The organism is Leptothoe sp. ISB3NOV94-8A (genome assembly GCF_043421595.1).
Taxonomy (GTDB): Bacteria; Cyanobacteriota; Cyanobacteriia; order Phormidesmidales; family Phormidesmidaceae; genus Leptothoe; species Leptothoe turfae.
In genome coordinates this window covers 6238759-6264536 of record NZ_JAXSQW010000001.1, presented here as the reverse complement: position 1 = coordinate 6264536, position 25778 = coordinate 6238759, and the positions used below count along the sequence as shown (strand labels likewise).

At 47.0% G+C, this 25778-nt stretch carries 21 protein-coding genes and 1 pseudogene; 7 read left to right on the top strand and 15 right to left on the bottom strand.

The genetic code is table 11. The features are described from left to right. Positions 1–174: 174 nt before the first annotated feature. From SPB21_RS26855 to SPB21_RS26845, 3 genes are all read left to right on the top strand, one after another. Positions 175–2223 carry a hypothetical protein gene (locus SPB21_RS26855; RefSeq protein WP_499868131.1) on the top strand — a complete coding sequence of 683 codons (2049 nt, stop codon included), beginning with the start codon at positions 175–177 and terminating at the stop codon, positions 2221–2223. 185 nt (positions 2224–2408) lie between these two features. Next, entirely contained in the window at positions 2409–3323 is a 915-nt protein-coding gene (locus tag SPB21_RS26850) for a Uma2 family endonuclease (RefSeq protein WP_499868130.1), read from the top strand. A gap of 410 nt (positions 3324–3733) precedes the next feature. Beyond that, positions 3734–3967 carry a hypothetical protein gene (locus SPB21_RS26845; protein WP_499868129.1) on the top strand — a complete coding sequence of 78 codons (234 nt, stop codon included), beginning with the start codon at positions 3734–3736 and terminating at the stop codon, positions 3965–3967. A 124-nt stretch (positions 3968–4091) separates the two neighbouring features. Here the strand turns inward: SPB21_RS26845 and SPB21_RS26840 are convergent, their stop codons facing one another. Together SPB21_RS26840 and SPB21_RS26835 are read right to left on the bottom strand one after the other, a co-directional pair. Then, a complete protein-coding gene (locus tag SPB21_RS26840) occupies positions 4092–4760 on the bottom strand; it encodes a hypothetical protein (RefSeq protein ID WP_499868127.1) in 669 nt (222 codons plus the stop codon). Beyond that, entirely contained in the window at positions 4757–5224 is a 468-nt protein-coding gene (locus tag SPB21_RS26835; protein WP_499868125.1) for a hypothetical protein, read from the bottom strand. Before SPB21_RS26835 ends, SPB21_RS26840 begins: the two co-directional genes overlap by 4 nt. A 467-nt stretch (positions 5225–5691) precedes the next feature. On the opposite strand from SPB21_RS26835, the gene SPB21_RS26830 reads away from it, so the two are divergent. Then, positions 5692–6870: a GUN4 domain-containing protein gene (locus SPB21_RS26830; protein ID WP_499868123.1), complete on the top strand. Its 1179-nt coding sequence runs from the start codon at positions 5692–5694 to the stop codon at positions 6868–6870. A 53-nt stretch (positions 6871–6923) separates the two neighbouring features. Here the strand turns inward: SPB21_RS26830 and SPB21_RS26825 are convergent, their stop codons facing one another. The 5 genes and pseudogenes from SPB21_RS26825 to SPB21_RS26805 all read right to left on the bottom strand — a co-directional run. After that, on the bottom strand, positions 6924–9062 hold the full coding sequence (locus tag SPB21_RS26825; RefSeq protein ID WP_499868121.1) for an SPFH domain-containing protein: 2139 nt from the start codon (positions 9060–9062) through the stop codon (positions 6924–6926). 622 nt (positions 9063–9684) lie between these two features. Continuing rightward, on the bottom strand, positions 9685–9936 hold the full coding sequence (locus tag SPB21_RS26820) for a PDDEXK family nuclease (RefSeq protein ID WP_499868119.1): 252 nt from the start codon (positions 9934–9936) through the stop codon (positions 9685–9687). A gap of 317 nt (positions 9937–10253) precedes the next feature. Further along, complete coding sequence (locus SPB21_RS26815) at positions 10254–10835, bottom strand: Uma2 family endonuclease (RefSeq protein WP_499868117.1); 582 nt, start codon at positions 10833–10835, stop codon at positions 10254–10256. After that, entirely contained in the window at positions 10835–11275 is a 441-nt protein-coding gene (locus SPB21_RS26810) for a DUF4351 domain-containing protein (RefSeq protein WP_499868749.1), read from the bottom strand. The genes SPB21_RS26815 and SPB21_RS26810 overlap by 1 nt, the downstream gene beginning before the upstream one ends. Before the next feature lie 6 nt (positions 11276–11281). Further along, positions 11282–11533: pseudogene (locus SPB21_RS26805) on the bottom strand (DUF2887 domain-containing protein); the annotation flags it as partial. Positions 11534–11646: 113 nt separating this feature from the next. Here SPB21_RS26805 and SPB21_RS26800 point away from each other — a divergent pair. Next, positions 11647–11958 (top strand): carbon dioxide-concentrating mechanism protein CcmK, encoded by a 312-nt coding sequence (locus SPB21_RS26800; protein WP_006517539.1) that lies wholly within the window; start codon positions 11647–11649, stop codon positions 11956–11958. Between the two features lie 236 nt (positions 11959–12194). Here SPB21_RS26800 and SPB21_RS26795 read toward each other — a convergent pair whose 3' ends face one another. The 5 genes from SPB21_RS26795 to hflX form a co-directional block, all read right to left on the bottom strand. Beyond that, on the bottom strand, positions 12195–14672 hold the full coding sequence (locus tag SPB21_RS26795; protein ID WP_499868115.1) for a branched-chain amino acid ABC transporter ATP-binding protein/permease: 2478 nt from the start codon (positions 14670–14672) through the stop codon (positions 12195–12197). Between the two features lie 9 nt (positions 14673–14681). Next, the gene (locus SPB21_RS26790; RefSeq protein ID WP_163663811.1) at positions 14682–15551 is read right to left on the bottom strand and encodes a branched-chain amino acid ABC transporter permease; all 870 of its coding nucleotides are present in this window, start codon (positions 15549–15551) and stop codon (positions 14682–14684) included. A gap of 18 nt (positions 15552–15569) precedes the next feature. Continuing rightward, positions 15570–16829 carry an ABC transporter substrate-binding protein gene (locus tag SPB21_RS26785; RefSeq protein ID WP_499868113.1) on the bottom strand — a complete coding sequence of 420 codons (1260 nt, stop codon included), beginning with the start codon at positions 16827–16829 and terminating at the stop codon, positions 15570–15572. 490 nt (positions 16830–17319) lie between these two features. Further along, complete coding sequence (locus SPB21_RS26780) at positions 17320–18525, bottom strand: ATP-dependent 6-phosphofructokinase (protein ID WP_499868111.1); 1206 nt, start codon at positions 18523–18525, stop codon at positions 17320–17322. A 593-nt stretch (positions 18526–19118) separates the two neighbouring features. Further along, positions 19119–20804, bottom strand: coding sequence for a GTPase HflX (gene hflX / locus SPB21_RS26775; RefSeq protein WP_499060187.1), 1686 nt, complete (start codon positions 20802–20804; stop codon positions 19119–19121). A gap of 348 nt (positions 20805–21152) precedes the next feature. Here hflX and SPB21_RS26770 point away from each other — a divergent pair, with 348 nt between their 5' ends. Together SPB21_RS26770 and SPB21_RS26765 are read left to right on the top strand one after the other, a co-directional pair. Then, entirely contained in the window at positions 21153–21533 is a 381-nt protein-coding gene (locus SPB21_RS26770) for a CAAD domain-containing protein (protein ID WP_250564912.1), read from the top strand. 243 nt (positions 21534–21776) lie between these two features. Then, positions 21777–23060, top strand: a complete 1284-nt coding sequence (locus SPB21_RS26765) for a hypothetical protein (RefSeq protein WP_163663819.1) — start codon at positions 21777–21779, stop codon at positions 23058–23060. A gap of 243 nt (positions 23061–23303) precedes the next feature. On the opposite strand, the gene SPB21_RS26760 is transcribed toward SPB21_RS26765, so the two are convergent. The 3 genes from SPB21_RS26760 to SPB21_RS26750 form a co-directional block, all read right to left on the bottom strand. After that, entirely contained in the window at positions 23304–23666 is a 363-nt protein-coding gene (locus SPB21_RS26760) for a hypothetical protein (protein ID WP_006517529.1), read from the bottom strand. A gap of 156 nt (positions 23667–23822) precedes the next feature. Beyond that, positions 23823–24683 (bottom strand): ABC transporter permease, encoded by an 861-nt coding sequence (locus SPB21_RS26755; RefSeq protein ID WP_499868110.1) that lies wholly within the window; start codon positions 24681–24683, stop codon positions 23823–23825. Between the two features lie 115 nt (positions 24684–24798). Next, the gene (locus tag SPB21_RS26750) at positions 24799–25584 is read right to left on the bottom strand and encodes an HAD family hydrolase (RefSeq protein WP_163663821.1); all 786 of its coding nucleotides are present in this window, start codon (positions 25582–25584) and stop codon (positions 24799–24801) included. Positions 25585–25778: the final 194 nt, after the last annotated feature.

Here is a 25778-nt window from a genome sequence, read left to right as displayed (position 1 = left end):
CGTGGGCCGAAAATTTTTCATCACAATTTTGAGTATTCGCAAAAAACTTCAGCAGAACTTCGACTTATTTTGAAGTCCGCATCACCATATTCAAGGGCAAATTCGCATAAAACTGTATGGGGTGTATCCCATTTAGTTCGTTTGAGTTGTCCCATAAACGGTTTTTTTAAACGTATGACAGCCCTCAATCCTATTCTGAATTTTCTAACCCAGCCCTCAAGTTCTGGGACTGCAGCGATTTTGCCTTTAGAGCTAACAAGTGTCGCTGATGGGCAAGATACAACAGCGTCATTGCAAAGTCTTAACGCGGCATTTCTTATGGTTTTGGCTGGTGAGACCCACCCCAGCTTTTCTAACGCTCAAACTTATCTAGAGAAATTATCCACGTCACCAGAGTGGGGTAAAGCCGCTAAGTTTTACATCCAAAGTGCTCAGCTGATTGCTCAAGAATTAGAGCAAGTTTGCGAGAAAGATGCTGATCTAAAGTCCAAGTTGGAGTATGTAGCCACCACCCTGGACGGTGTAGCTGATGATACAGTTGCTGCCGCTAATACAGTTTGGTCTGTACTGTTTCCCGAAGGTACTGGCATTTGGGAAAGAGAAGCTGAACAAGTTGCCGCATTGCGTGAAAAGCGTACAGTTTCAATTGATCAGCTCAACCCCAATCCGATTGAGAACCCTGCCAAGCAGGTGCTCTTCACCTCTAATGCTCTGCTAACAATGCCCCTGGGCTCAGCAGACTTGTCCGCATTTGATGCTGACTTTCAATCCGAACTAGCAGATGCGGCGGATGATCCTCAGCTTTACTGGTATGACCACCCCATTCCCATTGGTGTCGCCGCTGAGAACAATGAGATTCTATATGGTCTCAAGCACCTGAACCATGCAGTTGCATACGAGAATGAGCAATCAGGCAGCACCGACAAAGTCAACTGTGTGTTGTCAGTGTCAGTCACCCATGAGCGCTTGCAAACATTGGGTAAGAGCTATTTAAAGCAGGTGTTAGCGGCCAGTGAGCCGTTGGACCATCTGAATATTTTTGCCTTCACAGAGACAGATACTAATAAGCTAATTGAGAAAGTCTTACTGCCTATCTTAGAGAAATCCTCTTCTAGTGAAGATGCCAAAGAAATGTTGGCTGTCTTTGGCGTGGATGGTCGTTATGGCCGCCACTACAGCTTCCTAAAGGCGATTGTTGCTTTGTGGAATGCGCTAGTCGATCCTAAGATTAAAGCCACATTTAAGATTGATCTGGATCAGGTTTTTCCCCAGGCTAAGTTGCTAGAGCAAACTGGTGACACTGCCTTTGGCCATCTAAAGACACCTCTCTGGGGTGCAACAGGCAAAGACTCCGCCGGTCAGCCCATTGAGCTAGGCATGATTGCTGGCGCATTGGTCAACCAAAAGGATATTCACAAAGGTGTATTTACACCTGACGTGACAGTTCCAGAAACTAAGCTTGCTCCCGATGAGTATGTGTTCTTTAGCAAACTGCCCCAGGCGCTATCCACAGAGGCAGAAATGATGACTCGCTATGAGGCGGGCACTGACTTTGATGGAGAGACGAAAGCCATCCAGCGGATTCACGTGACCGGTGGTACCAACGGGATATTGGTGGATACTCTACGCCGTTATCACACATTTACGCCTAGCTTTATTGGTCGTGCAGAAGATCAAGCTTACATTCTCTCGGCCCGTGGGCAGCAGCCTAACCTGGGATATGCCCATGCGTCTGGTTTGATTATGCGCCATGACAAGGAAGGCTTTGCCCAGGAAGCCATTGCCATGGCTAAGGTGGGTAAGCAGGTAGGAGATTATCTACGGATTCTGTTGTTCTCCAAGTATGCTGAGGCACTCCCCGAAGCGACAGCAAGCATTAAGGCAGATATTGCTCCGTTTACAGGCTGCTTTGTATCTCGACTTCCCATCACAGTAGCGATGTTGAGATTCTCTCTTAAGGTGGCAAATCTGTTTAATACCGGCAAGTCAGACGAGGCAACTGAGTTTATCCAAACAGGTGTTTTCCAGCTGCAAGAAGGTCTAGACTTTATCCAGGGAGAACCCAGCGACTTGCAAAAGACCTATGAGGGTGAGAAAGCTGGTTGGCAGTTGTTTTATCAGGCTCTAGAGAGTGTGGAGAAAGCTGTGCAGAATGATGAAGAGTGGGCGCTTGAGGTGAAGCAAGTCACTCAGGCAATTGTTCAGAACTGTCGTGTTAACTAGAGAAGAGAAAACATCAGCTATCGATCTAATATTTCGATAGTTACATATCTGCTCAAAGCCCGAGAGACAGCTATGTCTTTCGGGCTTTATAGGTAAAAGGGCTTTATAGCTCTTGGTATGTGATTTAGATGTGGTTTACGGAGTAGCAGAGTACTATTGAGATGTACACCTACAACTGTACCTGTATGACTCAGGCTAAAGAGTCCCCAGAGTTGCTACAACCGGTGCCACCGGTGCCACCGTCGGAGAGTTTGCCGACGATGTATGATCTGCCGAGTGAATTTCCCGAGGAACCTGGCTTGCCTGACGAGTTTCATGATTTACAACCCCAGCTGCTGAGTCGCACTCTGCGCTTGACTCAGTATGCGGCTGATAACTATTTCACAGGTACGGACATTAACCTCTACTATGATGTGCGCAACCCGCTGTGGCATAAGCGACCTGATTGGTTTTTGGCGGTGGATGTGCCAAGGCTCTATGGTGGCAAGGATTTGCGCAATAGCTATGTGGTATGGCAGGAAGGAGTAAGCCCACTGGTTGTGGTTGAGTTTTTGTCGCCGGGGACTGAAGCGGAGGATTTAGGCCCGTTTTATGGAGAGGCTCTTGAAACTGTAAACGGTCAGCAGACTAACGGTCAGCCAGCACCACCACGTAAGTGGCAAGTATATGAGCAGATTTTGCGGGTGCCTTATTATGTAGTGTTTAGCCGCTATACAGGCATAGTTAGGTTCTTTCGACTTGTAGGAGCACGGTATGAGGAACAGGTGGTGCAGAAGACTCAGCCGCAGCTATGGATACCGGAGTTAGAGTTGGGATTGGGTGTCTGGACAGGGACATTTGAAGGCATTAACCATGGCTGGCTGCGGTGGTGTGATGGTTCGGGTAACTGGCTGCTGACAGATACGGAATTAGAGTCCCAGCGGGCGGATGAGGCCACAGAAAAGGCGGTCAGTGAATCGCAGCGAGCAGATGAAGCAGAGGCGCGGTTGCGGCAGGTGGTGAGAAATTTACGACAGTCGGGCATGGATACGGCTGCTATTGCTGGCGTGGTAGGTTTATCTGTTGAGGATATAGACGACATGGACAACAACCTTGTGTAGGTTAGGTTATTCAGGATCTGTATAATCCATCGAACCAATAAATTTGGTTTAACTCATCAAGAATACTTGATGAGTTCTCATAACAATGACTGAATTGTTTAGGGGTATTACTTTTAGGCAAAGCATAAACTCTTGTTAGTGGTTGTAACAATCTGTATCTTGACTGGGGTCTAAAAGAGATTTATAGTTTCTCGCAAGCCGCTTTGCGGCTCTATTACAGAACTGAATACCTGGCACTGTCGGTAGGTGCGTCACCACCTAACCGACAGCTGACCCACAGCTGATCTAGCCAACTGCGGGCTTTGGTTATTATGCCTTAGCATCCCCGGTGTGCATACATCTTGTGTGGTTTGCTAAGGCATTCGGTTCTGGTTTCCTTCGCAAACGCTACGTTTTGGAGATCAGAATCCATGTTTCAAAACCAGTCCGCAGTCGTGCCGAAATCTGAGCCTGCTCCCTTGCCAGAGCACCAATTTGAAACGGTGCGTCATATCCTGTTTGGCACACTCACCGCTGTGCGCAACACGATGAAGCTACTGCATAAGCTCAACTACGCCGAACCCAATGATTGGAGTAAGCCCTTACCCACCGGGCGACCTAATGAGGTAATGGCTATTCTGACCAAGCGCATCAGAGTCGATTAACAACAAATGTAGGGTGGATTAGCGATTATTCGCGTAATCCACCGAATCCTACAAATCAAGGTGAGAGAATTCTATTGACACCTGATGAGCAAGTGCTGCTGACCTTGAAGTGAGGCTCTAGTTGCTAGGTTTGAGAGATCCAACCCTCGGGCAATTTATTAAGTTCTTCTAACAAGAAGTCACCATAAACCCATACCCGAGAGTCATTATAAAGATTACTGAGAATTGGTTTGCGGGTACCCAACCTATCCCAAGGTTGAAGATCGGAATCCAATTCACAAAAGCCAACCCAAGGATAGCCATCTTGCTGTAGTTCTTCAGATTTAACGAGCACAGCTGCCAAAATCGCCAAATCATAGGGTTTTAAAGAAAGGCCCATAGCACCAATCGTAACTTGACGCTCTAGCATCGACTCGGACAGTGGAAAAACACTGAGTCCTGGGTGGGAGGCTAACATTTCTAATCTTTCTGAAACCTTTGTCAGTTCATTGACGACTAATCCATCAAACTGGTTAGATACCCGAAATGCGGCTTCTGCATCTTCAAGGTTTATGCGCCCCTCATCCCTCGCCCATCGCACAAATTTGCGTAAATCTTCTGAACGCGACCGAGGTGTAAACCTTCGAGGTACAGTTTCACGAGCTTCCGCCAGACATATCGCGGGAACAAATAGCCGAAACTCGCCAGCGTCAGCTCGTTGTAATAATTGAATTGCCTGTGGACTCTGTAAATGGGCTGGTGACGCAACATCTACAACCCAATTTGTTTCCACTAAAACTATGCTGGGTTTCAACTAGCCACTCTGCTCCACCTGGGGCCAGCTGCCCGAATTTCACCAAGTCTCAGAAGACTAATGGTGGGCTCACTAAAAAGCTGATTTAAATCACTGGGCAAATTTTCTAAACTTGAAGTGTGCTTGAGTGTTTCTAACCACTGTTGAATCTGTAATTCAAACTCAAGCTCATAGTGCCCCTGCCCCTGCTCATTTGCAGAGGGCAGTAAATGTTCTGGTAGTAATGCTTCGCTAACCACAGAAATCGATTCGCCATCAGACTTTTCTAGGGAATCACGGAGCAGCAAAATATGGTCACCAGTTATGGCCAACCCAACTGAGCAGCTCATGGATGCCATGAGTCTTTTAAGCTCCTCAATAGCATCTTGACGATGGAAAAAGTGATCATTGAGTTTTACCTCAACAATAACCAAATACTCCCCATCAGGACTTACTACGACTATATCTGGATGTACTCTACTCATAGTCGTATTGTAGCTTGTGCAGACTGGATCAGCGATGATTCAGCTTATTGAGGTGTGGGTTTTAAGATATGCGTTGCTGTGTAATTCCAACGATGCATCCCCCATGATTGGAGCAACCCCCTACCTACCGAGCGACCCAATAAAGCCATGGAAATTTTGCTCAACCGAGCCAGGATCAGCCAAATATATGACAATCTCAATGAGAGGATAGACCATCTGAGATAAAAATCTAGCAGAGTAAGCTAAACCTTGTGCAAGGTAGATTAGTAAAGATCTGCGTAGTTCACCTAGTTTACAGAAGCATAGTTTTATAATTTCTTTGATTGGTTTATTCAAAGTACATTTTACGTCTAGATGTATCTGAGTCTTTACTTAAAGAACTACGATTTTGCAAATAAAGACTCTGCTGAAATTAAAACTTGGCAATCAATTTTGATTGGTCAATCTTTTGATTTAATTACTTTACTATGTATCGGTGTCACAAAAAGAAAAAAAGAATTCTAATTCTAACTGCTAACCCCAAAAATTCAACACTTTTACGCTTAGACGAAGAAGTTCGTGATATCCGTGCATGTCTTCAGGATGCTCGTTATCGAGATAATTTTGAGTTTGACTCGCTCTGGGCAGTTCGGCCGTGCGATTTACAGAAGGCAATGTTTCGTGAAAGTAACACAACAGCTAAAATTATTCATTTTTCAGGACACGGAGAAAAACAAAGTGGACTTTACTTTGAGAATGAAGTAGGTGAGGCTCAGATAGTACCTATTGAGGCCTTAGCTGATTTGTTCGCACTTTTTGCTGAGAAGTTTGAGATCGAGTGTGTAGTACTCAATAGCTGCTATTCTCAACTTCAAGCTAAAGCTATTGCAAAATATATTCCTTATGTAATCGGGATGTCTCAGGCAGTGAGTGACCGCTCGGCAATTAAGTTTGCAATTGGGTTTTATAAAGCTATAGGAAATGGTGATTCCATAGACTTTGCTTTTAGATCCGGGAAAAACGCGATAGCATTAGACGGTGCCAATGATTCAGAAATACCTGTACTGTTATCAGGCTTATTAGTAGATCGCTCTCAAAAGGATTTGGACAAAGAGCAAAGTATTGTTACTGAGCAATCAAGTCTGAGAAGAAAATGCTTTGGTGTTTGCGACTATCAAAGCTCATTAAGCCAAAGTTTAGACTTCAAATCTCTTACTTGTTATTTGAAGAATAAGGAATGGCAAAAGGCAGATATCGAAACCTACAGTTGTATACTTTCAGCAGTAGGAAGAACTAAAGAGAATTGGCTAAGAAGCAAAAAGGATACAGAAAAAATATCCTGGGAGCTTATTGGTAAGATTGATGATCTCTGGACTCATTATAGTCATGGAAGGTTTGGTTTCACTCCACAGAAAGATATTTTATATGTGCTCAACGATTGTCCTCCCAGCAAAGTCAAAGGAAAACTATTTGAGAATTTTCAGAAGACAGTTGGTTGGATGAAAGATGACGTTAACTCTACTATTGTCGAGTATGAAGACTTTACATTTTGCCTAGATGCGAGAAAAGGGCACTTGCCAACATTTGGACGTAACCAGCTTCCTTACAATGAATGGACACCTGGACTTAAGAACTTTCTATATCGTGTATGCCACTTCTCAAGATAAGACACTTGCTTACGTCTTGCAGGTTGTTCAACTTTCAAGATAGATTCACGGATTCAAGCATCTGCCTCCTCCTTTTCGTTGTTTGAATCTCTATTTTTTTGCGTCTCCAAGCCAGTCTCAATCATGCTGCTATTTTTTGAAGAATTGTTATTAGCGCCACTATTGTTTTTATCCTCTTCAGGTATAATCATGTTGACACTTGCCTCCAATCCACTAGAGTTCTCTTCCTTGTCAGTATTCGATTTAAGGAAACTTCCAACCAGCCATTGTAGTAAAGTCGTTCCATAATTATCAGAACTATCAAAAGATAGTTCTGGAACCAGTCGCATTTTATTTTTGCTAATAGTTTCCATAATTTGAAAGGCTGTATAATTTTCAGCTCCAAAGGCAGCGATCTTTTCACGCAGAGTTTCAACTTCAGCTTTCTCTCTAGTTCTTTGTGCCTGAGCCTGTTGCTCAGCAATTTCTGCTTGTACAAATTGTTTTTGAATCTTCGTATACTCTTGCAGACGAACAAGTTCTTGCTTTTCGACTTCAGCTTCTTTTTGAGTAATATAAGTTTTCTTCTTCTGCTCAGAGATCTTTCTCTCTGTCAGAGTCTTCTCTAAGTCAGGCGGCAAATCAATTTCGCTAAGAAAAGTGCCAACTGCCTCAACCCCATAGTGTCTTAGACCTTCTCGAATCTCAACTAATGCCTCTTTTTGTCGATCACTACGCTCATCGAGAAATTCTAGAGCTCCATACTGCTGAACTGAATTACGAAAATGGGTTTCAACCATCGGTTTTAGAACTCTAGTTACAAGATTCCTGATCGATGTATACTTTGGTGCAGATAGAGGTCCAGAGGGCCTATGGTTTGGATGACCATCTCCGTCAAGCATAGGTGAGCCGACACGAGATATCATCCTTGGTGCACTTTCTTCCGGCACTTTAATAACTTGAGTGACTTCGATATTAAACGCAAATCCATCCTGTGCTCGAAGGTTCAATGAGTACAAGCCAGAATCGTAATTGGATGGACTCTTTCTGGTATCACTTCTCCAATCAAGAGCAATTTCATGTATGGGGACAATTTCCACACTCATCACTTTAGTATTGATAGGATGTTTGCCAGTTTTCAGAGTTTTTCTCCAAACTCCCTTGAAGCCATCGTCAACAAGCCCATCATCACTATGTTTAGTTGCTATCTCTCCAACATGAGAAATAACAACTCCAACTGTTCCGTTTGGAATCTCAACAAGAGGTACCTTTTCAACCTCAGCAAACCAAGGATTTATATCCCAAGAGCCAGATGGGAGAAGATCCTGCTGTAACCCTCGACAACCGCCATTATCAATAAATTTCTGTGGATCTTGAAACTTTGCATGCCCTTCGATAATAGGGCCAGCAATATCCCCTGATGGTATGGGAGTTCCATCATGAGCTGTAACAATACCCACACTGTCAGAAGGAATTACACAAGGCTTTAACTGCTCTGGTTTCAATTCATATTCAGGTGCATTCGCTACTGTGATTATTGTGAATAATTTTGTGTTAATTCTGTAAGTGCCCGTTGTCAAAAAACTTAGCTGCTGGCCTTTTTCTCCCCCATTATCAAAGAAAGCTTTTGCATCCTGAAAATCATTGCAAGGTACTGCTTTTCCTAAAGCTCGTTCTGCCGCCATAGGTGCTCCATCCTGAGCAATAACTAAAGCAATTTCACCTTGAGGTATTACTACTAGATCTTCCTTTAAGATAGTAAATCTAAAACGAGGATATCCGTGATGTACACCAGGCTGTAATATCTCCGCCTGAATACCAGCCTCACCGTCAGTAGCAATGATTTTACCTGTAGGCAGCTTTCGAGAGGAATTGAGGTCTATTTTTTTAATAACAATCCCAACTTTATCTTCCTCGATTCTGATAACCCCTAGAATAAGAAAGTATGCAATCGCACCAAATCCTGTTCCCAGAACGATAAGGTTTATGAGAACAAGCGTAACGGTATTTGAACCAGTCTGAGCTCTCACAACTTGAAAGCTAGAGGATAACAAAATCTTCTGAAGGTTGGTTGATGTAGCGTAGTTCTGACCAGCTACAGAACTCGGTATTCCATACAGGGCATTTTTAGATGCCTTCGCTGATAGGGAAACCTGATTCAGCAATGTTAGGCTTGAAATTATAAGTAAGCCAATTACTTTTGATATGTTCACACCAGCACCCTACATATAAATTCTATAGTTATAAATACGTAACTGTAGCTTTCGTTATGCACATATTTACTGTTTTCAAATAAATGTAACTTTTGAACGGCTGTCAGATTACGTTATTTGATCATCACAATGACGATCAACTGTACTGATTGCTGTTGTGATATTTCTAACCCTAGTTTTTATACAGCTGATATATAGACAATAAATGAGGCTCTGAATCCTTGCCATAGAAGGGATTTCTTTATCAACAGTATCTACCTCTTCAATTACTAAAAAAGATGGAAACAAGCATTGAGCCTTTCTATTTCAAGAGTAATATCCTCTCAAATTGAGACGCTATTCTCTAATTTTTGCCCGTTGAATAGGAATTAGGGATCTGCCAATAAATAGAATACCCGTTTGAAATTGTGTTGTAGGATTTCCTCCTTACGAAGGGGAGGTGCCGTAGGCGGAGGGTTTCGACCAACAGCGCTAGTATCGAAAACCCTCCCTGACGGTTCCCCTTACGAAGGGGAACCAATTGTCACCAAGCCTCTCAACAGGTAGATTATTTTCCCGCGCATCCCTTATCCAGCCGCTTTCCTGCTAATCCTCGTAAATTAACCTCGGCGGTAACCTCATCCTACTGTGCCTTTTCAAAAAACGAGAGGTCTTGTTTCTGAACAAAGCTAAACGTCGGACTCGTCTCAGCTTCTTCATACGCATCACCCATCAGACAATGAATACGCCAGACATCACCATCAAACCACCAAAACTCCGCCCCCTCCAGACCAGAATACAGACGGTTCTTATCAATATCTGTATGAGTAAGATCCACCTCCACCACAATATCCGGCGACGGGTCAGTTTTCAGATCACCCCTCTTATCAGCCACCTTGGGCTGATTCTGAATGTAGTATGCGTTGTCTAGTTCTGCCCCCCCTATCAAGATCGGCTCGATCCAGAATTATAGACCGCATCGACTTCAGCCGTAAGCCTAACTCCATCACCCAAAATACGAATAAAAAGACCGATTAGCTCGCTGGCTCGTTCGTGTTCTTCTGAAAGCGTAGACATTTCTAAAACACCACAGTCATAGGTGAGACAAGCCGCATGGGAGACGGTAGCGTATGCAAAACCTACCTACTGAAGCCTTGCCAGGTAACGTTGGGCAAGACAACTCGTTTTTCTCCGATCGATGGGGCAAGTGTTCTAACCATTTGGGCCAGCACCAAAAAAACGACTGATTGCGCAAGTAAAGTCTGGCAACAACGGTGACGTGACTTCATCTTCTGGCATCATTTTGGCAACTAATGCCAACTGCCCTTGCTGCCGACGATAAATCTCTAACTGTCGGGTAAACCGATCCGCAATCCAATATTCTTGAACACCCTGTACCGAATAAAGCTTGAGTTTTGCCTCACGGTCTCGGCGGATATTGCTTTCACCCGGCGATAGAACCTCAACTATTAGCTCAGGAAAACCTGTAAGATGCCCTGCTTCATCTTCCAGTACAGCTAGCTGTTGCTTACTAATCCAAACAACATCAGGAATAACATTATCTGTATCCGATGGAATAATGCCTGGTGCCAGAATAGCTTCCCCTAGACCTGATATTTCTGACCACTCATCTAAGACCGCAAAAATTTTGCCGCTGATCTGCTGATGTCTACGATGGAGCGAACGAGTTACAAATAGTTCTCCATTGATCAGCTCATAACGGCTGCCTTCACTCTGAGGCAGCACTTCCAGATCCCGCACAGTCCATCGAACCTGTTCAGCAGTTTGACTCATTATTCACCCTTCCCATGCCCCGACTGTTGTTCCAACCAATCCATCAACCCATCGCCCGTCATAACTCCCGGTGCAGCTTCCTCCAATAACCCCAACTGTCCTAAAGTCAGTTTCTCTATCTGCTCCATAACTGATACCTCCAACGCCCCTAACCGTTGGGTCAGCATTTCTGTTACCTCAGTTCTTTTCTCTGTCAACTGACCCAGCCAGTTGTCCAAATCTGCCAGTTCACCAAAATCCAATAATGCCTCAGCTAAATCCTCCAGCTGCATCAACGACAGTCGATCTATCTGTAATAAAGTCGTTTGAGGAAATGCCCCCACCTTTCGTCTAAGCAAACGCATCACCAAAGCCCGTTCCTGAGCGAGCACCTCTTGCCGGCCTTCCTGATATGCTTCCGCATAAACTTTTGTCTTTTTTAGATCGCTGATGGCAAACATATCGGCTACTTCCTGGGATGTAAGGTGCGGAAACTTATAAACAGTAATAGTCTCAAGGATATTGAGAATGGTTTCGGTGGATAAGTTGGGTAAAGGATGCGCTCGTGCTTGCTGAATCAACTGTTTGCCTGGGGCAATAGCACTGCTGGGGGGCTCTACTATTAGTTTAACTAACCCCAGAGTCACCGATTGACTTGGGACTAGCTCATCCAAGAAAACCCGTTGGCATTGGTTACTTTGGAGCAAACAGTCATAGGCATCATGGTCATTCGGTTACAGGTAGTCCTTATGCGTATTGGCTCAGCTCAGCGTTGGGTGTCGGGTCTCAGGTATATTAAGAAGGGCAGCTTCACAATCGAACCCACTTTCCTATGCTTTACTCTATCGGTGTAATCGAAACCCACGGATATCCGGCTTCGTTGGCAGCGGCGGATGCCATGGTTAAAGCAGGTAATGTCTCCCTTTTAGGAATTAATCAGGCCGATAGCGGACGCCAGTTTGTAACGGTTCGAGGGCGTGTGGCTGAGGTCAACAGAGCCATGGAAGCGGGGATAAAAGCTGCTAACGCCTGCCCTAATAATGGGAAAGTTACGTCCCACTACACCGTGCCCCATCCAACTGAAAATATTGAAAGTGTCTTACCTTTACACTTCGATGAAAAATCAGAGCCATTCAGAGTTTGATCAGCTGTCTGCCTCTGTATTCAGTATCCTCGCTTCAAAATGGATAATTCCGTAGGGGTAATGCCTTGTGCATACCCCGGCAGCATTGGAAGCGATCCACCAAAATTTTGCTAACCCGCGATCGCAACTGCCACTCTCCAACTCTTTGCTCTCATTGATCAAATATTTTCCCAACCAATGATCGGACCATGGCGTAGGGTATCCAGGGCACCCACAAGGGGAGGTCCCTACCTGTTCTAAACCCCTAAATACGCTTTTATCACCTGGCTATCTTGTTGCATCTCTTTGCCGGTACCCGATTGCACAACCTGCCCCGTTTCCAGTAGATAGGCCCGATCCGCCACTGCCAAAGCCAGGCTGGCCATCTGATCCACCAATAAAATGGTCAGTCCTTCATCCCGTAGCTCTGCCAGGGTGGTAAACAGATCGGTGACAAGTTTTGGTGCTAGACCAAGGGACGGTTCATCCAGCAACAACAATTTTGGACGAGCCATCAAGCCACGACCAATCGCTAGCATTTGTTGTTCTCCACCTGATAACAACCCCGCTTTTTGGTTGCGCCGTTCAAATAAGCGGGGAAAGCGCTGGAGAATTTTCTGGATATCGTCGTCCACATCATCATCCTGACGATTAAACGCTCCCAGGCGCAGATTGTCGATCACCGTCAGCTCTTTAAACACCTGTCGTCCTTCAGGTACTAAGACAATGCCTTGTCGATTGATGTCATGGGCGGGTGTTCCCAAGAGAGATTGGTTTTGCCAGATAATATCCCCAGACCAGGGGGCAATCAGCTGGGTAATGGCTTTCATCAGAGTACTTTTACCAGCACCATTGGCACCGATGACGGCCACCAGTTCACCCGCATTCACCGTCAGGTCAACCGCCTGCAATACCTTTAGTTTGTCGTAGCCAGCAACCAGCTGTTTGGTTTGCAATAGAGGATATGGCTGAGAGAGGGCTGGGCGCGTTAGGTCAGGTGAGTCAACGCCTAAATATGCCGCCAAGACAGCTGGATCTTGTTGCACTTGTGCGGGAGAACCCATGGAAATGAGATCGCCACTGTCTAGCACCACAACTTGGTCCGAAATATCCATCACCAAGTCCATGTCGTGCTCAATCAAAATGACGGGAATACCGCTGCTGGCAATCCGCCGCACTAGCTTTGCTAGCACTTGCTTATCGTCTTTACTCAGCCCGGCAGCCGGTTCATCCAATAGCAACAGCTGAGGCCCCAAGACTAATGCCCGAGCGATTTCCGCTAACCGGCGATCCACAAAGGGCAGGTTAGCTGCAGTCTGATAAACATCACCCCTAAAGCCAACAAACGATAAAACTTCCAGTAGCGTTTTCTCTGGATGGTTCGGTGCTTTGCCTCGACCCACTAGAGCGGAAAAAATGGAGCTAGTTTGAGCACCTTTGGCAGCAACTCGTAAGTTATCAATCACTGAAAGTGAGTCAAATAATCTTGTTGCCTGAAAGGTGCGAGCCACACCTGACCTGGCGATCGCCAGGTCAGATTGTTGGGTCAGGTCGGTGTTCCCAAGTATAATGGTGCCAGTTTGGGTTTGATAAAAGCCTCCAATTAAGTTCAACAGGGTTGTTTTACCCGCACCATTTGGCCCAATCACCGCAGTCACCATACCCGGCTGCACCGTCAGGCTCACCTCATTGACCGCACGCACGCCCCCAAACTGAATGCCGACCTGATTTACCTGTAGCGCCGCCGCTGTTTGATTGCGGGTAATCAGGGCTGGCATATCGGGTGGAGTGGCCAGGGGATATACCGGAGACGGTTGGCTAAACCAACGCTTGAGCGGTTGGGTCACGCCTTCGGGAGCTAGCCACAGTGTGAGCAGCAACAACACACCAAAGACCAACAGTTGGTAATCGGCGAAGTCCTTAATCAGTTCTGGTAAAAGAACAAGTACGATCGCGCCGACAAATGCCCCTTCGGCAGTGCCAATCCCCCCTAAGATGACCACCAACAGAAATAAAATTGAGCGGTGCCGGGTAAAGCTGTCGGGGCTGACAAACCCAATTGTGGAGGCAAAGAAGGCTCCCCCCAGACCCGTAAATGCCGCCGAAACGGTGAATGCCATCACTCTCACCGTTAGGGGATTTAACCCGAGAGAAATGGCGGCTGTCTCATCGTCGCGCACTGCTTGAAACGCTTTGCCCCAGGGATGTTGTTTGAGCTGGTCAAAGGACCAAATTGCAACAAACGCTAGCACCACAGCAATGAGAACGACATCTCTCAAAGCGGGTTGTAGGCCAAATAGCACCGGTTTGGGAATGTTGCTCAAGCCACCAAAGCCGCCGGTGAGGCCAACCCACTCGATCAACACTCGCTCGACGATGATGCCAAAGGCGATGGTCACCATTGCCAGGTAAGGGCCTGTAACCCGCAAGGCGGGAGCCCCTAAGGCCGCTCCCATACCAGCCGTGACCAGGATGCCGATGCCTGCCGCCGCTGGAAACGACCAGTCTACCCTCAGCATCAACAGGCTTGCTGTATATGCGCCGATGGCAAAGAACCCCGCATGGCCAATGGACACTTGCCCTGACAGCCCCACCAAAATATTAAGACCAACGGCCACCATAGTGGTAATGGCAATCATGCCAATGGTGTAAAGGTAGTAGGTATTGGGCGCGAATAGTGTGGCTGCGATCGCACCCAATAACAAGCCTATTCCAATCCAGCGACGCAGCTTCATATTGATGCCCTAAACCTTTTTAACCTGAGCCTGGCCAAACAGACCATAGGGGCGTATTGCCAGCATCAAAATCACCACCGCAAAGCCAATAATTTCGCGATAGCTACCCCCCAATAAACCAGCGGCTGCCGATTCCACTAAACCGTATAGAATGCCCGCCACCATGACTCCCCAGGGATTCGCCAAGCCACCGATGATGGCTGTGGCAAAGGCCTTCAAACCCAGCAGCGTGCCCATGGTGGCGGAAACATTGCTAACCGGCGCAATTAACATGCCCGCCAACGACGCCAGTGCGGTAGACATGCCAAATGTGACGCTGATCATGCGCTCCACCGGAATGCCCATCAGCCGAGCGGTATCATGGCTCTCGCTGACGGCCTGCAGCGCTTTGCCCAAGAGAGTTTGAGTGAATAGGATACGGAGTGCGATCGCAACCGCTAACCCCACCACCGGAATTAGCAGCTCTACTGGAAACACACCAAACCCCAGCAGTTGGACTGGCGTTTCCGCCCAGGCAGAAGGATAGCCCCGTGTCTCTTTGCCAAATGTGAGCATGGCGAGATTTTCGAGAATGATGCCCAGGGCAATTGTCGTCAGTAGCCAACTGTTGGAGCCCCCTTCTGAAAATGGACGTACCACAAACCGCTCAATTAGCATGCCTAACCCAAAGGTCGCCACCAACGTGAGAGGAACTGCCAACCAGGCAGGCACTCCCAGGGTGATGTTCAGGCTGTAGCACAAGACAGCTCCCACCATTACAGAAGCGCCCTGGGAAAAATTCATCGTCTTCGAGACCGCATAGGTAATCTGAAAGCCCAGAGCCACCAAGCCATATAGACTACCAACAGCAATCCCTGAAAGGATCAGTTGGGACCACATTGCATTTATCCAGTGTCTTTACCCTTGGAAGGGCACTAATTTGTTATCTTTCCACTGCACCAGAATATAATCGTCTTCATTCAGGGCATCGTGGTTATCGGGTGAAAAGGACTGCTCATAGGTTTTAATCAAACCTTCATAGGTTGGGAGATCATAGAAAGAGTCTCGCAATGTGGGTCCGTCTAAGCTCTCTGCCGTATCTATGGCCAGGGCGACCAGATTCATGGCGTCATAGGCATTGGCCGTTCCCACTGGGGCAATGACATCCTCTGGCCTCTTGACATCATATTTCTCTTGTAACTTGCTCATCAGTGCTTCCGAGCGCTCTCCTTTGGCATCAAAGAAGCTATAGGTCTGCATAAATACCACCCGAGCAGCCGCTTCCTCACCAGCCAATTCAGGGAAACGACCACCCGTCGGTCCCCAATGGGAGACAACTGGCACATCCCAATCCAGGCGCAGCAAAGACTTCATCGCTACCGCTGAAGGGGCGGCGTTAGCCACCATCAGCAGCACTTCGGCCCCTCCCTCCTGCAAACGACCTAACTGGGGAGAAATATCGGTGTCCCCATCGTTGAACTTTTCAATACCAACAATGTCCAGGTCATACTTCGGTGCCCATTCCTCAAACCCAGCCTGATTCGATTCGCCCCAAGGGTTGTTGATTAGTACTAAACCCACCTTAGTGGCCCCTAATTCTTGCTTGGCGTAGCGCATTAGGTAACTGTCTACAATATTGTCGTTAGCCGAGACTCGAAAGGCAAAGTTGGGGTCAAATTCGTTGCGGGTAATGCCTGTGGCCGCAGCCCACACACCCATGTAAGGCACTTCTAACTCATGGAAAACAGGCAACATGGCCAGGGATACGGGAGAATCTAAGCCACCAAAAACCAGGGCCACTTTTTCCTGCTCAATCAATTCCCGAGCCGCCGCTACCCCCTTAGCCGGGGTGGATTCATCGTCACGAATGACAAGTTCCAACGGACGCCCCCCCATGACGCCACCACTCGCGTTAATTTTTTCTAGGGCAATGGTCAATCCCCGCGTAATCGATTCACCTGACACGGCTGAAGGCCCTGTAATGGCAGCAATAAGACCTAACTTAATCGGTTCACTAGAAGAGGCTGTTTCTCCCCCAGCAGTCGGTGTGGCGTCACTATCGGTGGTGGTTGCACAACCGGCTAGCCTAGATGCCAACAGAGCTGCACTCAGCCCAGTGACACCTCTAAGTACCTGCCGTCGCTTAAAAAACATGCGCTTGAGCGAGTTTTGAGTCATGGGTTCCCTGGTGCCTTAGCAGACGCTATCAGGAAGATTATCAGTTTTAAGGTAGATTCGAACTGATGCTTACGCTACAAATACGTTTCCAGTGACTTGATACCTGATTCATGGTTTAAAGTACCCAGTTGCATCCATACATAGACGGAGAATCTGTTGTCAAAGGTAGTATGTACATCATATCTGAGGAGACAATTATTTCTCTAAGTTAGTGCTGTGACCTAGAAACACAGACACAAACAGGTCAGGTATTGCTCACGAATATTCAACCCAACAGCGAACGATGACGCAGCTATGAGAGCACAATTCATCAGTTATTTCTAGCCTGGATAGAGCCACAAAGGCCACAATTCAAGCATGAATCACTCAAGATACATCATCTAGCATTGTAGTAGCTCAATCAACAGCATTGAGTCCCCACAGCAGCAACCACTAACCATACATGAAACAGTTAGGCTTCTTTAGTCTCCCAGTCAGTAATGTTTTCAAATCAGCGTTTGGCAAAAGTTAAGTTTGTTTTCTCAGGTTTATTGATGGTTTCACCCATGTAAACACCTAAATTTCGCGCTGTTTTTATCCAAGGATCGTCCAATGCCACCGGGCTAGGGCAGCGTTGTTCTAAATGACACCGTTTAATTCGCGGTATCACCTGATCTAAGGGTTTACTGTCTGCATGCCCATGGGACCACACTACTAATTGCTGATAGTTCTCAGCTGCAATCAATTCCACTGCCTTACATCCAAAGGCTGCTGCAATCAGCCGATCAAGCGATGATGGCATACTACTGCGTTGAATATGACCAAGGATTGTGGCTCTCGTTTCTAATGGCTGTAAATGACAAAATTCAGGTTGATTTGTCTCACGCAGTTGCTGAGCATGGACCTGAATCTGTTGTGCCAGGGTATCGCCAATGTACTTTTCCCTAACCCCATTTTGATTACACACCCCTTCAGACAAGACCACTAGGGCAAACTGCCGATCAGTCTGACGCAGCTGTACAATTTTGCTACAGATACCATCCAGTAGCTTGTCATTAATCTGTGGAGTGAGTTCTGGAATCAAAATCATATCGGCTCCTCCAGCAACACCCGCCCGTAGCGCTAGATGACCGGCATCCCGCCCCATGACCTGAACAATCATAATGCGATTATGGCTGGCCGCCGTAAATGTGAGATCATATAGGGCATGGGTCACCGTATCAACAGTTGTATCAAACCCCAGTGACTGTTCAGTAAACGGCACATCGTTATCGATGGTTTTAGGAATCGCAATCCAGTTCCAGTTACCCTGTTGTGCTAAATCAGAAATAATATTTAAGCTGCCATCTCCCCCCAAGGTAATTAAGGCATCTAAATCGAGCAATCGGTACCCCTCTAACATCTCACGAGCAATATCAGGATTGCTGGGGTCACCGTTGCTTAAAGCACCCAGCATACTACCACTGAGAAACTGAAGAATATCGATACCATGCAGCACCCCTGGAATATCAAACCCATGGTCTCGCAATTGAATATCCTGTCTCGAACAGTTGCCCTGCTCTAAGTTAATCAAGCCTTGAGTACCGTAGGGAATACCATAGACCTGCCATTGCCGTTGGGTTGCACATTTAACAACAGCACGAATCGCTGCATTGAGACCAGGGCAATCACCACCACTGGTAAGAATGCCAATGTTTTTAGTCACTTTAGAGGTCATTAGAGCGCTAAATAATTTGATGGATAGAGACAGTTGATAGCTTTGTAACGATTAAATATATTGAGCCACTCACCTAAGTTGGGACAGTCAATTTGGAACCTACTGCCCTGTAGCTGGTTCAGGAAATGATAATTGTGATTTTCTAACCACAATATAGGTGATAGAGCCATTGCTGGTGTGGCCTACCGACAAAACAGTTTCAAGATGTTACAACAGATAAACGGGTCTAATTAAATATGGATTTTGACTAACCCATAACGCCCAAATTAGAGCCATTAATGCCAATAGCCACCACTTCAGGGGTTTCCATTTAAGAGAGTTGCCATTTATGCGGATCATGATGGGTTATCTCCTACTACAGCTAAATACTGATACAACGGTCATCGGGTTTGGCTATCTTGTTGACGCTATGCCCAAGATGACAACTGTGAGCTGCAATCATTTAACAGCAGGCTGAACCAGCATTTTCAACATCTTTAGACTACGCGGGAAGTGTGAGGATATTGTGAGGAATAGCACTTTATCGGCCTCAAGTCTGGTTTCTTCAGTCTCAAATTTTGCAAAATCTATCGCTGCTATTGACTAACTCTTTCCTAGCCTGCCACAGCATAATCTACCAACTGCACTAAACGCTGTCGCAACGTCTCCAACCCCAGCTTCTGCGCAGCTGAAATAAACAATGCCTGGGGATACTCATCCTTAGCAACCGCAAGAGTATCACTATCCACTGCATCCAATTTGTTAAATACCAATAAAATTGGCCCTGGTGTTGTTGGCATTTGTCCCAAAATCCCCATCACCGAGCGAATATGATCTTGCCAAGCCGGATGAGACAAATCCACCACATGCATCAGCGCATCTGCTTCGGTAACTTCTTCTAATGTGGCTCGAAATGCATCCATAAGAGACGGTGGCAAATCTTGAATAAACCCCACGGTATCGGTCAGGACCATAGACCGTTTCTCATGGGTGTCACTATCCACCACGGATAATTTTTTTGTTGTTGGATCTAACGTTGCAAACAACTGATCTGCAGCATAAATATCCGCATTGGTCAGCGTATTCAACAACGTAGACTTACCTGCATTCGTATAGCCCACCACGGCAACAGAAGGCACCCGATGATGCTGTCGATTCTGTCGCAGCCGCGAACGATGAGCCTGTAACTGATTTACCTCTCGCTGTAGCCGCGTAATTCGTTTTTGAATGGCCCGTCGTTCAGTTTCTAATTTGGTTTCACCGGGACCACGGGTACCAATACCACCCCCCAGTCGAGACATGGCCTGACCGCGCCCCGTCAGCTTCGGCAACTGATACTCTAATTGAGCCAGCTCCACCTGCAACTTGCCCGCACCTGTCCGCGCCCGCTGGGCAAAGATATCTAAAATCAGCTCGGTACGATCCACTACTCGCACCCCAATTCGTTGCTCCAGGCTGCGTACCTGAGCTGGAGATAGATCCCGATCAAAGACCACTAAACTTGCACCAAAGGTTTGAGCCTTTAGGGCCACCTCATCGACCTTACCCGCCCCCAGCACAGTTTGAGGGTGAGGTTTAGCTCGCTTTTGTTTGAGGGTTTCTAAAACTTCGCCACCGGCAGTTTCCACGAGTCGAATGATTTCTTCCAGACCGCTTTGAAAGCGTCGGGTAGAGATCCGATCGGTTTGTAAACCCACTAACAGCACACGGTCGTGGCTCGCATCTACTTGCTGCGCCACAAACAGACGCCGAAATTCCTCCTCCAAACCTTCAGTCAAGTCAGTAAAATCTTCCAGACTGATGCTTTCCAAATCCATTGGCGCTGATACTGACCAGCGCTGGGTCTCATCGGGAACTAAATGGGCCAAGTAAGCCTCACGAATATAACCTGTGGCACCACCGCCCTTACGCTGAAAACCGCTGCCGGTTAGCGTCAGCAGCACTAGCGCGTCCAACCGCTGTAGGGCCATGGCCGTCAACGCAGCATTTCCCGGTGGTTCCTGTTTCAGTTGAGTGGCAATGCAGCGAATACCACTCAGTCGCTCGGCACCATATCGTGGTAACTCCATAGCTGGAATTTGAGTTTGCCGTGGGGAGCCAACACCGACGCGGATGACATGCCCCCGCCGGTCAATATAACTACAAACTGGCTGATTGATATCAGTACTGATGGCAGCCAGACGCTGGGCAAATTCACGGTTAGTGATTTGACTACCCGGAATGCGCTGATGATATAGACGACGTAGTTGCTTGAGCTGACTAGGTTTAAGACCTTTCAGCTCGCCGTAGATGGTTTCGATAAGCCCTTGCAGAATTCGGTAGCTCTCATTTTAGTCATGACATCCACCTCAACGACAAAGCAGTCTCAAATTGAAATGTTTTGATAATGCATTGGGGCCAATGATTGAAATTGACTATATGTCGATGAACGATAATATTTTTCTATGAAGTCAGAATAAACTATTTTAAAGTGCATTGATTTGCACACAGCTATGCAAGATCTGGCATGTGCCTAATGCGCGGTTGGCAGCTTGCATTTGGACTAACTCTAGTTTAGTTTCAGAAGCTGATAACTAAGCTGGTTCATTAGCCGCATGGCAAATGAGCGAGGGAAATCCGCTCCTAGGTTGTTAATACTCCATATAAAGATGAGCACCGATATCAATCCCCCTGAAGAGAACGTAACAACTCAAAGTACGACCGATACCACTGAACAGGCCAAAGAAATTTTGGCTAAGGTTGCAAGTGTACTTGGGGATTCACCGACTTACGTAGTTGAGACGTTTAATGAGTACAAACGGCCACTCACAGTTATTGGTCTAGTCTTCGGTGCTCTCATTGCCATCAAACTAACCTTTGCTGTCTTGGCGTCGATTAACGATATCCCAGTACTAGCGCCTACGATGGAGCTTATTGGTCTGATTTATACGGGCTGGTTTATCTATCGATTTTTGCTAAAAGCCAGCAATCGCAGTGAGTTACTGAGCAGTTTGGGGGATGTAAAGGATCAGATTACTGGCAATAAATAGTTGCTACTGATTGACTACAATTCCAAATATTTTGATGCACATTGCAAAATCTGGAAAGGCTGGATGCTAAGTCATTCAGCCTTTTTGGTGTTTGAGATCTGGCAGAGCGCTCCGCCTACATGACCTTCTAAGGTGGTGGATCATTATGGATATGGAAACCCACACCTTTACCGTCATGGCAGATGATCGATAAGGCTTTCTATACTAAGAATCATCGCTACAATAAGGCCCCTAAAGGAACCTATGGAGCTAAATAAGGACATCATGAAAGCGGTCGAAACCCTGAAATATCGGGTAACCGTAGGTGATGTGGCTGCTAAAACTGGTCTCAATATTAGCCAGGCGGAAGCTGGGGTTTTGGCCTTAGCATCTGAAACCCAGGCCCACATGCAAGTGTCTGAGACGGGGGACATTGCCTATGAGTTTTCCCCTCAGTTTCGAGCAATTCTGCGTAATCAATATTGGCAACTGCGCTGGCAGGAAACCTGGGAAAAAATTTGGGCGGTTCTGTTTTACCTGATTCGCATTTCCTTTGGCCTCATGCTGATTCTGGCGGTGGTGCTGGTATTTGCGGCCATCATTGCGATTCAAATTAGTATGCAGTCCCAGCGGGAAGATGATAATCGCGGTGGCAGCTATAGTGGCGGTATAGGGTTTAATCCTTGGCTGTGGATTGGTCGGGATTGGTTTTACTGGTTTAGCTATGGCCCCCGTCGGCAGTATGGTCGGCAGTATGACTATTCGTCACGAGATCGCAATCGCCAGGGTAGTGAGCTGAATTTTTTGGAAGGTGTGTATTCGTTCTTGTTTGGCGATGGTGACCCGAATAAGGATTTGGATGAACGGCGGTGGGGTGCGATCGCAACCGTCATTCGCAACAATCGCGGTGCCGTCTCTGCCGAACAGCTAGCTCCCTATCTCGAAAACGCCAACCTCGACGACGACCTTGAAGACTACGTAATTCCTGCCCTCAGTCGTTTTAACGGTCGGCCTAACGTCAGTCCCCAAGGTGACCTCGTCTATTACTTCCCCGAGCTCCAGGTAACGGCTAAAAATCAGAAACCCCAGTCAGTACCTGCATTTCTTAAAGAAGCCAAACGTCGCTTTACCAGTGCCAGCTCCAATCAAGTCGCCATTGCCATCGGTCTTGGCACATTGCTAGTCGTTGGCTCCATCTATCTCAGTTTTATTGCGGCTGACTTTACCGACGGAGGCTTTGTTGATCTGGTCTATTCCCTCTGCGATCTCTTCCTAGCCTATGGCGTTGCTTTTCTTGGCATCCCTGCCATTCGCTACTTCAGAATGCAGCGGCAAAACCAGAAAATTGAAGACCGTAATACTCAGCGTAAGAACCTTGTGGGCAGAACGGTACAACGCAAACTTGACTATGCCAAGCAGTTTGCGATGGAAACCATTGTTAGTAAAGACAACCTGGCTTACACCACTGAGACTGATCTGATTGACCAAGAGATCGAGAACCGAGACAAAATTGATGACGAATGGCGCAGACGCCTTGAATCCTCCTGACACTAAATTTAACGCCTTGGTTCAGTTCACAAATATCTCGTAAGGGTGGTGCCTTGTGCCCACCCTGCCTTATGTCTAGTCCGTTTGCTCCTGTCCTGACAATGTACAAAAAAGCCCCGCATCGGTAGGTAGATACGGGGCTTTTTCTATGTAGGGTTATATGACCCATTGTCTTGAAGCGTTAATAACTGTGCAAAAACTTAATCTGAAATCGCCTTGACCCTAGTCAAGAACGCCTTGACCCTAGTCAAGAACATTAATCAGTGCGCCTGCAGCGCCCCCTTGAATGGCATTTTCAATGAAGGAATCGTCATTGGTGATAATGCCAACGACACCGCTAGCGGCAGCGCCCACAGCAGCATCCTGAACCAAACTGGAATCGTCATTGTTACCGCGTACGGCCTCAACAGCCGCTCCAGCCGCCGCCCCGTTAACAATGTCGTCGACACCTGCGTTGTCACCGACAACGGTACCGGTCACAATACCTGTACCAGCGCCAATGCCAATGCTTTCCAGAAGGTCAGCTGAACTGGGTGCTGCCAGAACTGAACCCAAGGTAACAGTAGTCAATCCAGTAACAAACAATGCAGTCAGTGCTTTTTTCATGGTAGTAACCCCCAAAGGGTCATGAACGATTGTTCTAACTATCTCAATTTTAGCTAACCGATATCTGATACGACCCTGAACTCTGCATAAGAGTGACTTAAGTCATACTGAATCTTGCATGTGATCATGATCACTGCGATCGCAGACTCACGCCGTTCAGTTTTCTTTGCGCACTAGGGGATTAACCAAATCATTTAAGCCCTCACCGATGAGGGATAACCCGGTCACCATGCCCGTAATGGCTAGTCCTGGAAAGAGTGCGGTCCACCAAATACCTGTGGGGAGGGCGTCCAATGCCTGACGTAGGGAACTGCCCCATTCAGGTACTTCGTCTGGAAGTCCCAAGCCTAGGAACCCCAGCCCCCCCAAAATGAGTACCGCATCTGCTGTATTGAGGGTAAAGAGTACGGGCACACTCTGCACCACATTCAAAAATAGGTATCGAGACAGCACGGCCCATGTCGAAGCTCCCATGGCCTGAGCCGCCTCGACAAACAGCTCCGTTTTCAGGCTAACGGTGTGGTTACGCACTACCCGGTAGTACTGAGGCACATAGGCAATACTCAAGGCCGCAGCTGCATTCACCACACCCTTACCCAAAATAAAGGCTAGGGTGACGGCCAAAAGCAGCATTGGCAGCGTGTAGATCGTGTCCATGAAAAACAGCAGACCCCGGTCCAGCTTGCCACCGAGATAACCGCTGACCATGCCTAAGGGAACGCCCACCACCACACTCATGGCCGTTGCCAACAGCACCACCTGCCAGGCTGCCCGTGCTCCAAAGAGGGTACGAGCAAAGACATCATAGCCCTGGCGGCTGGTGCCAAACCAATGCTCACCAGACGGTGGTACATGAATGGGGTTTTCCAACGTCACCAATGGATCCTGGATCCATCCCCAGTTCTGCATCAGCGGTGCAAACAGGGCAACGATGACAAACAACAGGGTGATGGCGATGCCCATCCACATAAGTATTCGTGAAATTGTCCAGCGCTTTGCCCGCAGAATGTCTGCCATAGCTATGAGAATTGAGTCGGATAATATTGTCTAACGCTGCGGGGCAATGGAAAAGGAGAAATATGGAACCTATGTAGAGGCGTTCCATGGAACGCCTCTACATTCATCTCTAGATTCATCGATTGATTGCGTCGAATAGTTCTTCCACCAACTCACCAAATCCTGCGCCCTCTTCTGCCTGGGTGACAAACGAAGGGTGATGGGTCAGCGTATCTAAATAGTGACGAACATTGGCCACACCAACGGAATGGGGAAATTGTGCAGGATCAAACATACTTTCATCGTTGGGGCTATCACCAATGGTGAGTACTTGGTGATGGGCTAGATCTGGAAATTGCTGGGCGACGACCTGGGCTAGACCGCTAGCTTTGTCTTGGGGCAAGGGTTTGATGTGGCATTGCACGGTGCTGTAGGTGAATCCCCAACCGTTTTCATGACAGTTGCTAGTCATCCACTGCAAATCGTCTAGACTCAATCCGGTCACATCAAAGGTCCAGTCCGTTAGACGAAAAGGGTTATCGCTGGATTCTTTGAGTTGAGGGTATTGTTGGCGTAACCGGTTAAATTGTTGTAATAGCAACTGTCTATGGTCGTTGGCGAGCGGTTGTAGGAATGTGGGATGTCTATTGGTTTTGGTGAAATAGAGTCCGCCGTTTTCTGCGATCGCAAGCTCCACAGGCAGATAGTGTAGTAACCCATTGACCCAACCTGCTGAACGTCCAGTGGTGATTAATACAGGCATGCCTGATGCTTTGAGCTTTTCTAAGGTGATTAGCAAAGATGGAGCAAATTCACCTTGGTGGGTGAGGGTGCCATCCATATCTGTTGCCAATAGCCGAATTTGAGCCAGTGCTTGGCGACATGCCTGGGTTGTGAGTGCCTGTAACCGATTTGATGCCATCGTTGCTATACTGCTTCTGCCTATTTCTAAGGGCTATGGTGCCAGACAAGCACTAGATTTTGATTAAGTAATTCCCTTGTTATCAAGAAACTGATATACGTTAGAAGCGTTAGCAGCCAACTCTTAATTGCTCTACCGTAATTTGTGCAGATGGCAGACACCCAATAGTCACTTATCCTTGTCAAGGTAAAACG

Excerpts from the sequence above, each read along its gene's own strand:
- SPB21_RS26855 (WP_499868131.1), top strand. The coding sequence starts at position 175 with ATGACAGCCCTCAATCCTATTCTGAATTTTCTAACCCAGCCCTCAAGT.
- SPB21_RS26850 (WP_499868130.1), top strand. The coding sequence starts at position 2,409 with ATGACTCAGGCTAAAGAGTCCCCAGAGTTGCTACAACCGGTGCCACCG.
- SPB21_RS26845 (WP_499868129.1), top strand. The coding sequence starts at position 3,734 with ATGTTTCAAAACCAGTCCGCAGTCGTGCCGAAATCTGAGCCTGCTCCC.
- SPB21_RS26835 (WP_499868125.1), bottom strand. The coding sequence starts at position 5,224 with ATGAGTAGAGTACATCCAGATATAGTCGTAGTAAGTCCTGATGGGGAG.
- SPB21_RS26830 (WP_499868123.1), top strand. The coding sequence starts at position 5,692 with ATGTATCGGTGTCACAAAAAGAAAAAAAGAATTCTAATTCTAACTGCT.
- SPB21_RS26815 (WP_499868117.1), bottom strand. The coding sequence starts at position 10,835 with ATGAGTCAAACTGCTGAACAGGTTCGATGGACTGTGCGGGATCTGGAA.
- SPB21_RS26810 (WP_499868749.1), bottom strand. The coding sequence starts at position 11,275 with ATGTTTGCCATCAGCGATCTAAAAAAGACAAAAGTTTATGCGGAAGCA.
- SPB21_RS26800 (WP_006517539.1), top strand. The coding sequence starts at position 11,647 with ATGCTTTACTCTATCGGTGTAATCGAAACCCACGGATATCCGGCTTCG.
- SPB21_RS26795 (WP_499868115.1), bottom strand. The coding sequence starts at position 14,672 with ATGAAGCTGCGTCGCTGGATTGGAATAGGCTTGTTATTGGGTGCGATC.
- SPB21_RS26790 (WP_163663811.1), bottom strand. The coding sequence starts at position 15,551 with ATGTGGTCCCAACTGATCCTTTCAGGGATTGCTGTTGGTAGTCTATAT.
- SPB21_RS26785 (WP_499868113.1), bottom strand. The coding sequence starts at position 16,829 with ATGACTCAAAACTCGCTCAAGCGCATGTTTTTTAAGCGACGGCAGGTA.
- SPB21_RS26780 (WP_499868111.1), bottom strand. The coding sequence starts at position 18,525 with ATGACCTCTAAAGTGACTAAAAACATTGGCATTCTTACCAGTGGTGGT.
- SPB21_RS26770 (WP_250564912.1), top strand. The coding sequence starts at position 21,153 with ATGAGCACCGATATCAATCCCCCTGAAGAGAACGTAACAACTCAAAGT.
- SPB21_RS26765 (WP_163663819.1), top strand. The coding sequence starts at position 21,777 with ATGGAGCTAAATAAGGACATCATGAAAGCGGTCGAAACCCTGAAATAT.
- SPB21_RS26760 (WP_006517529.1), bottom strand. The coding sequence starts at position 23,666 with ATGAAAAAAGCACTGACTGCATTGTTTGTTACTGGATTGACTACTGTT.
- SPB21_RS26755 (WP_499868110.1), bottom strand. The coding sequence starts at position 24,683 with ATGGCAGACATTCTGCGGGCAAAGCGCTGGACAATTTCACGAATACTT.
- SPB21_RS26750 (WP_163663821.1), bottom strand. The coding sequence starts at position 25,584 with ATGGCATCAAATCGGTTACAGGCACTCACAACCCAGGCATGTCGCCAA.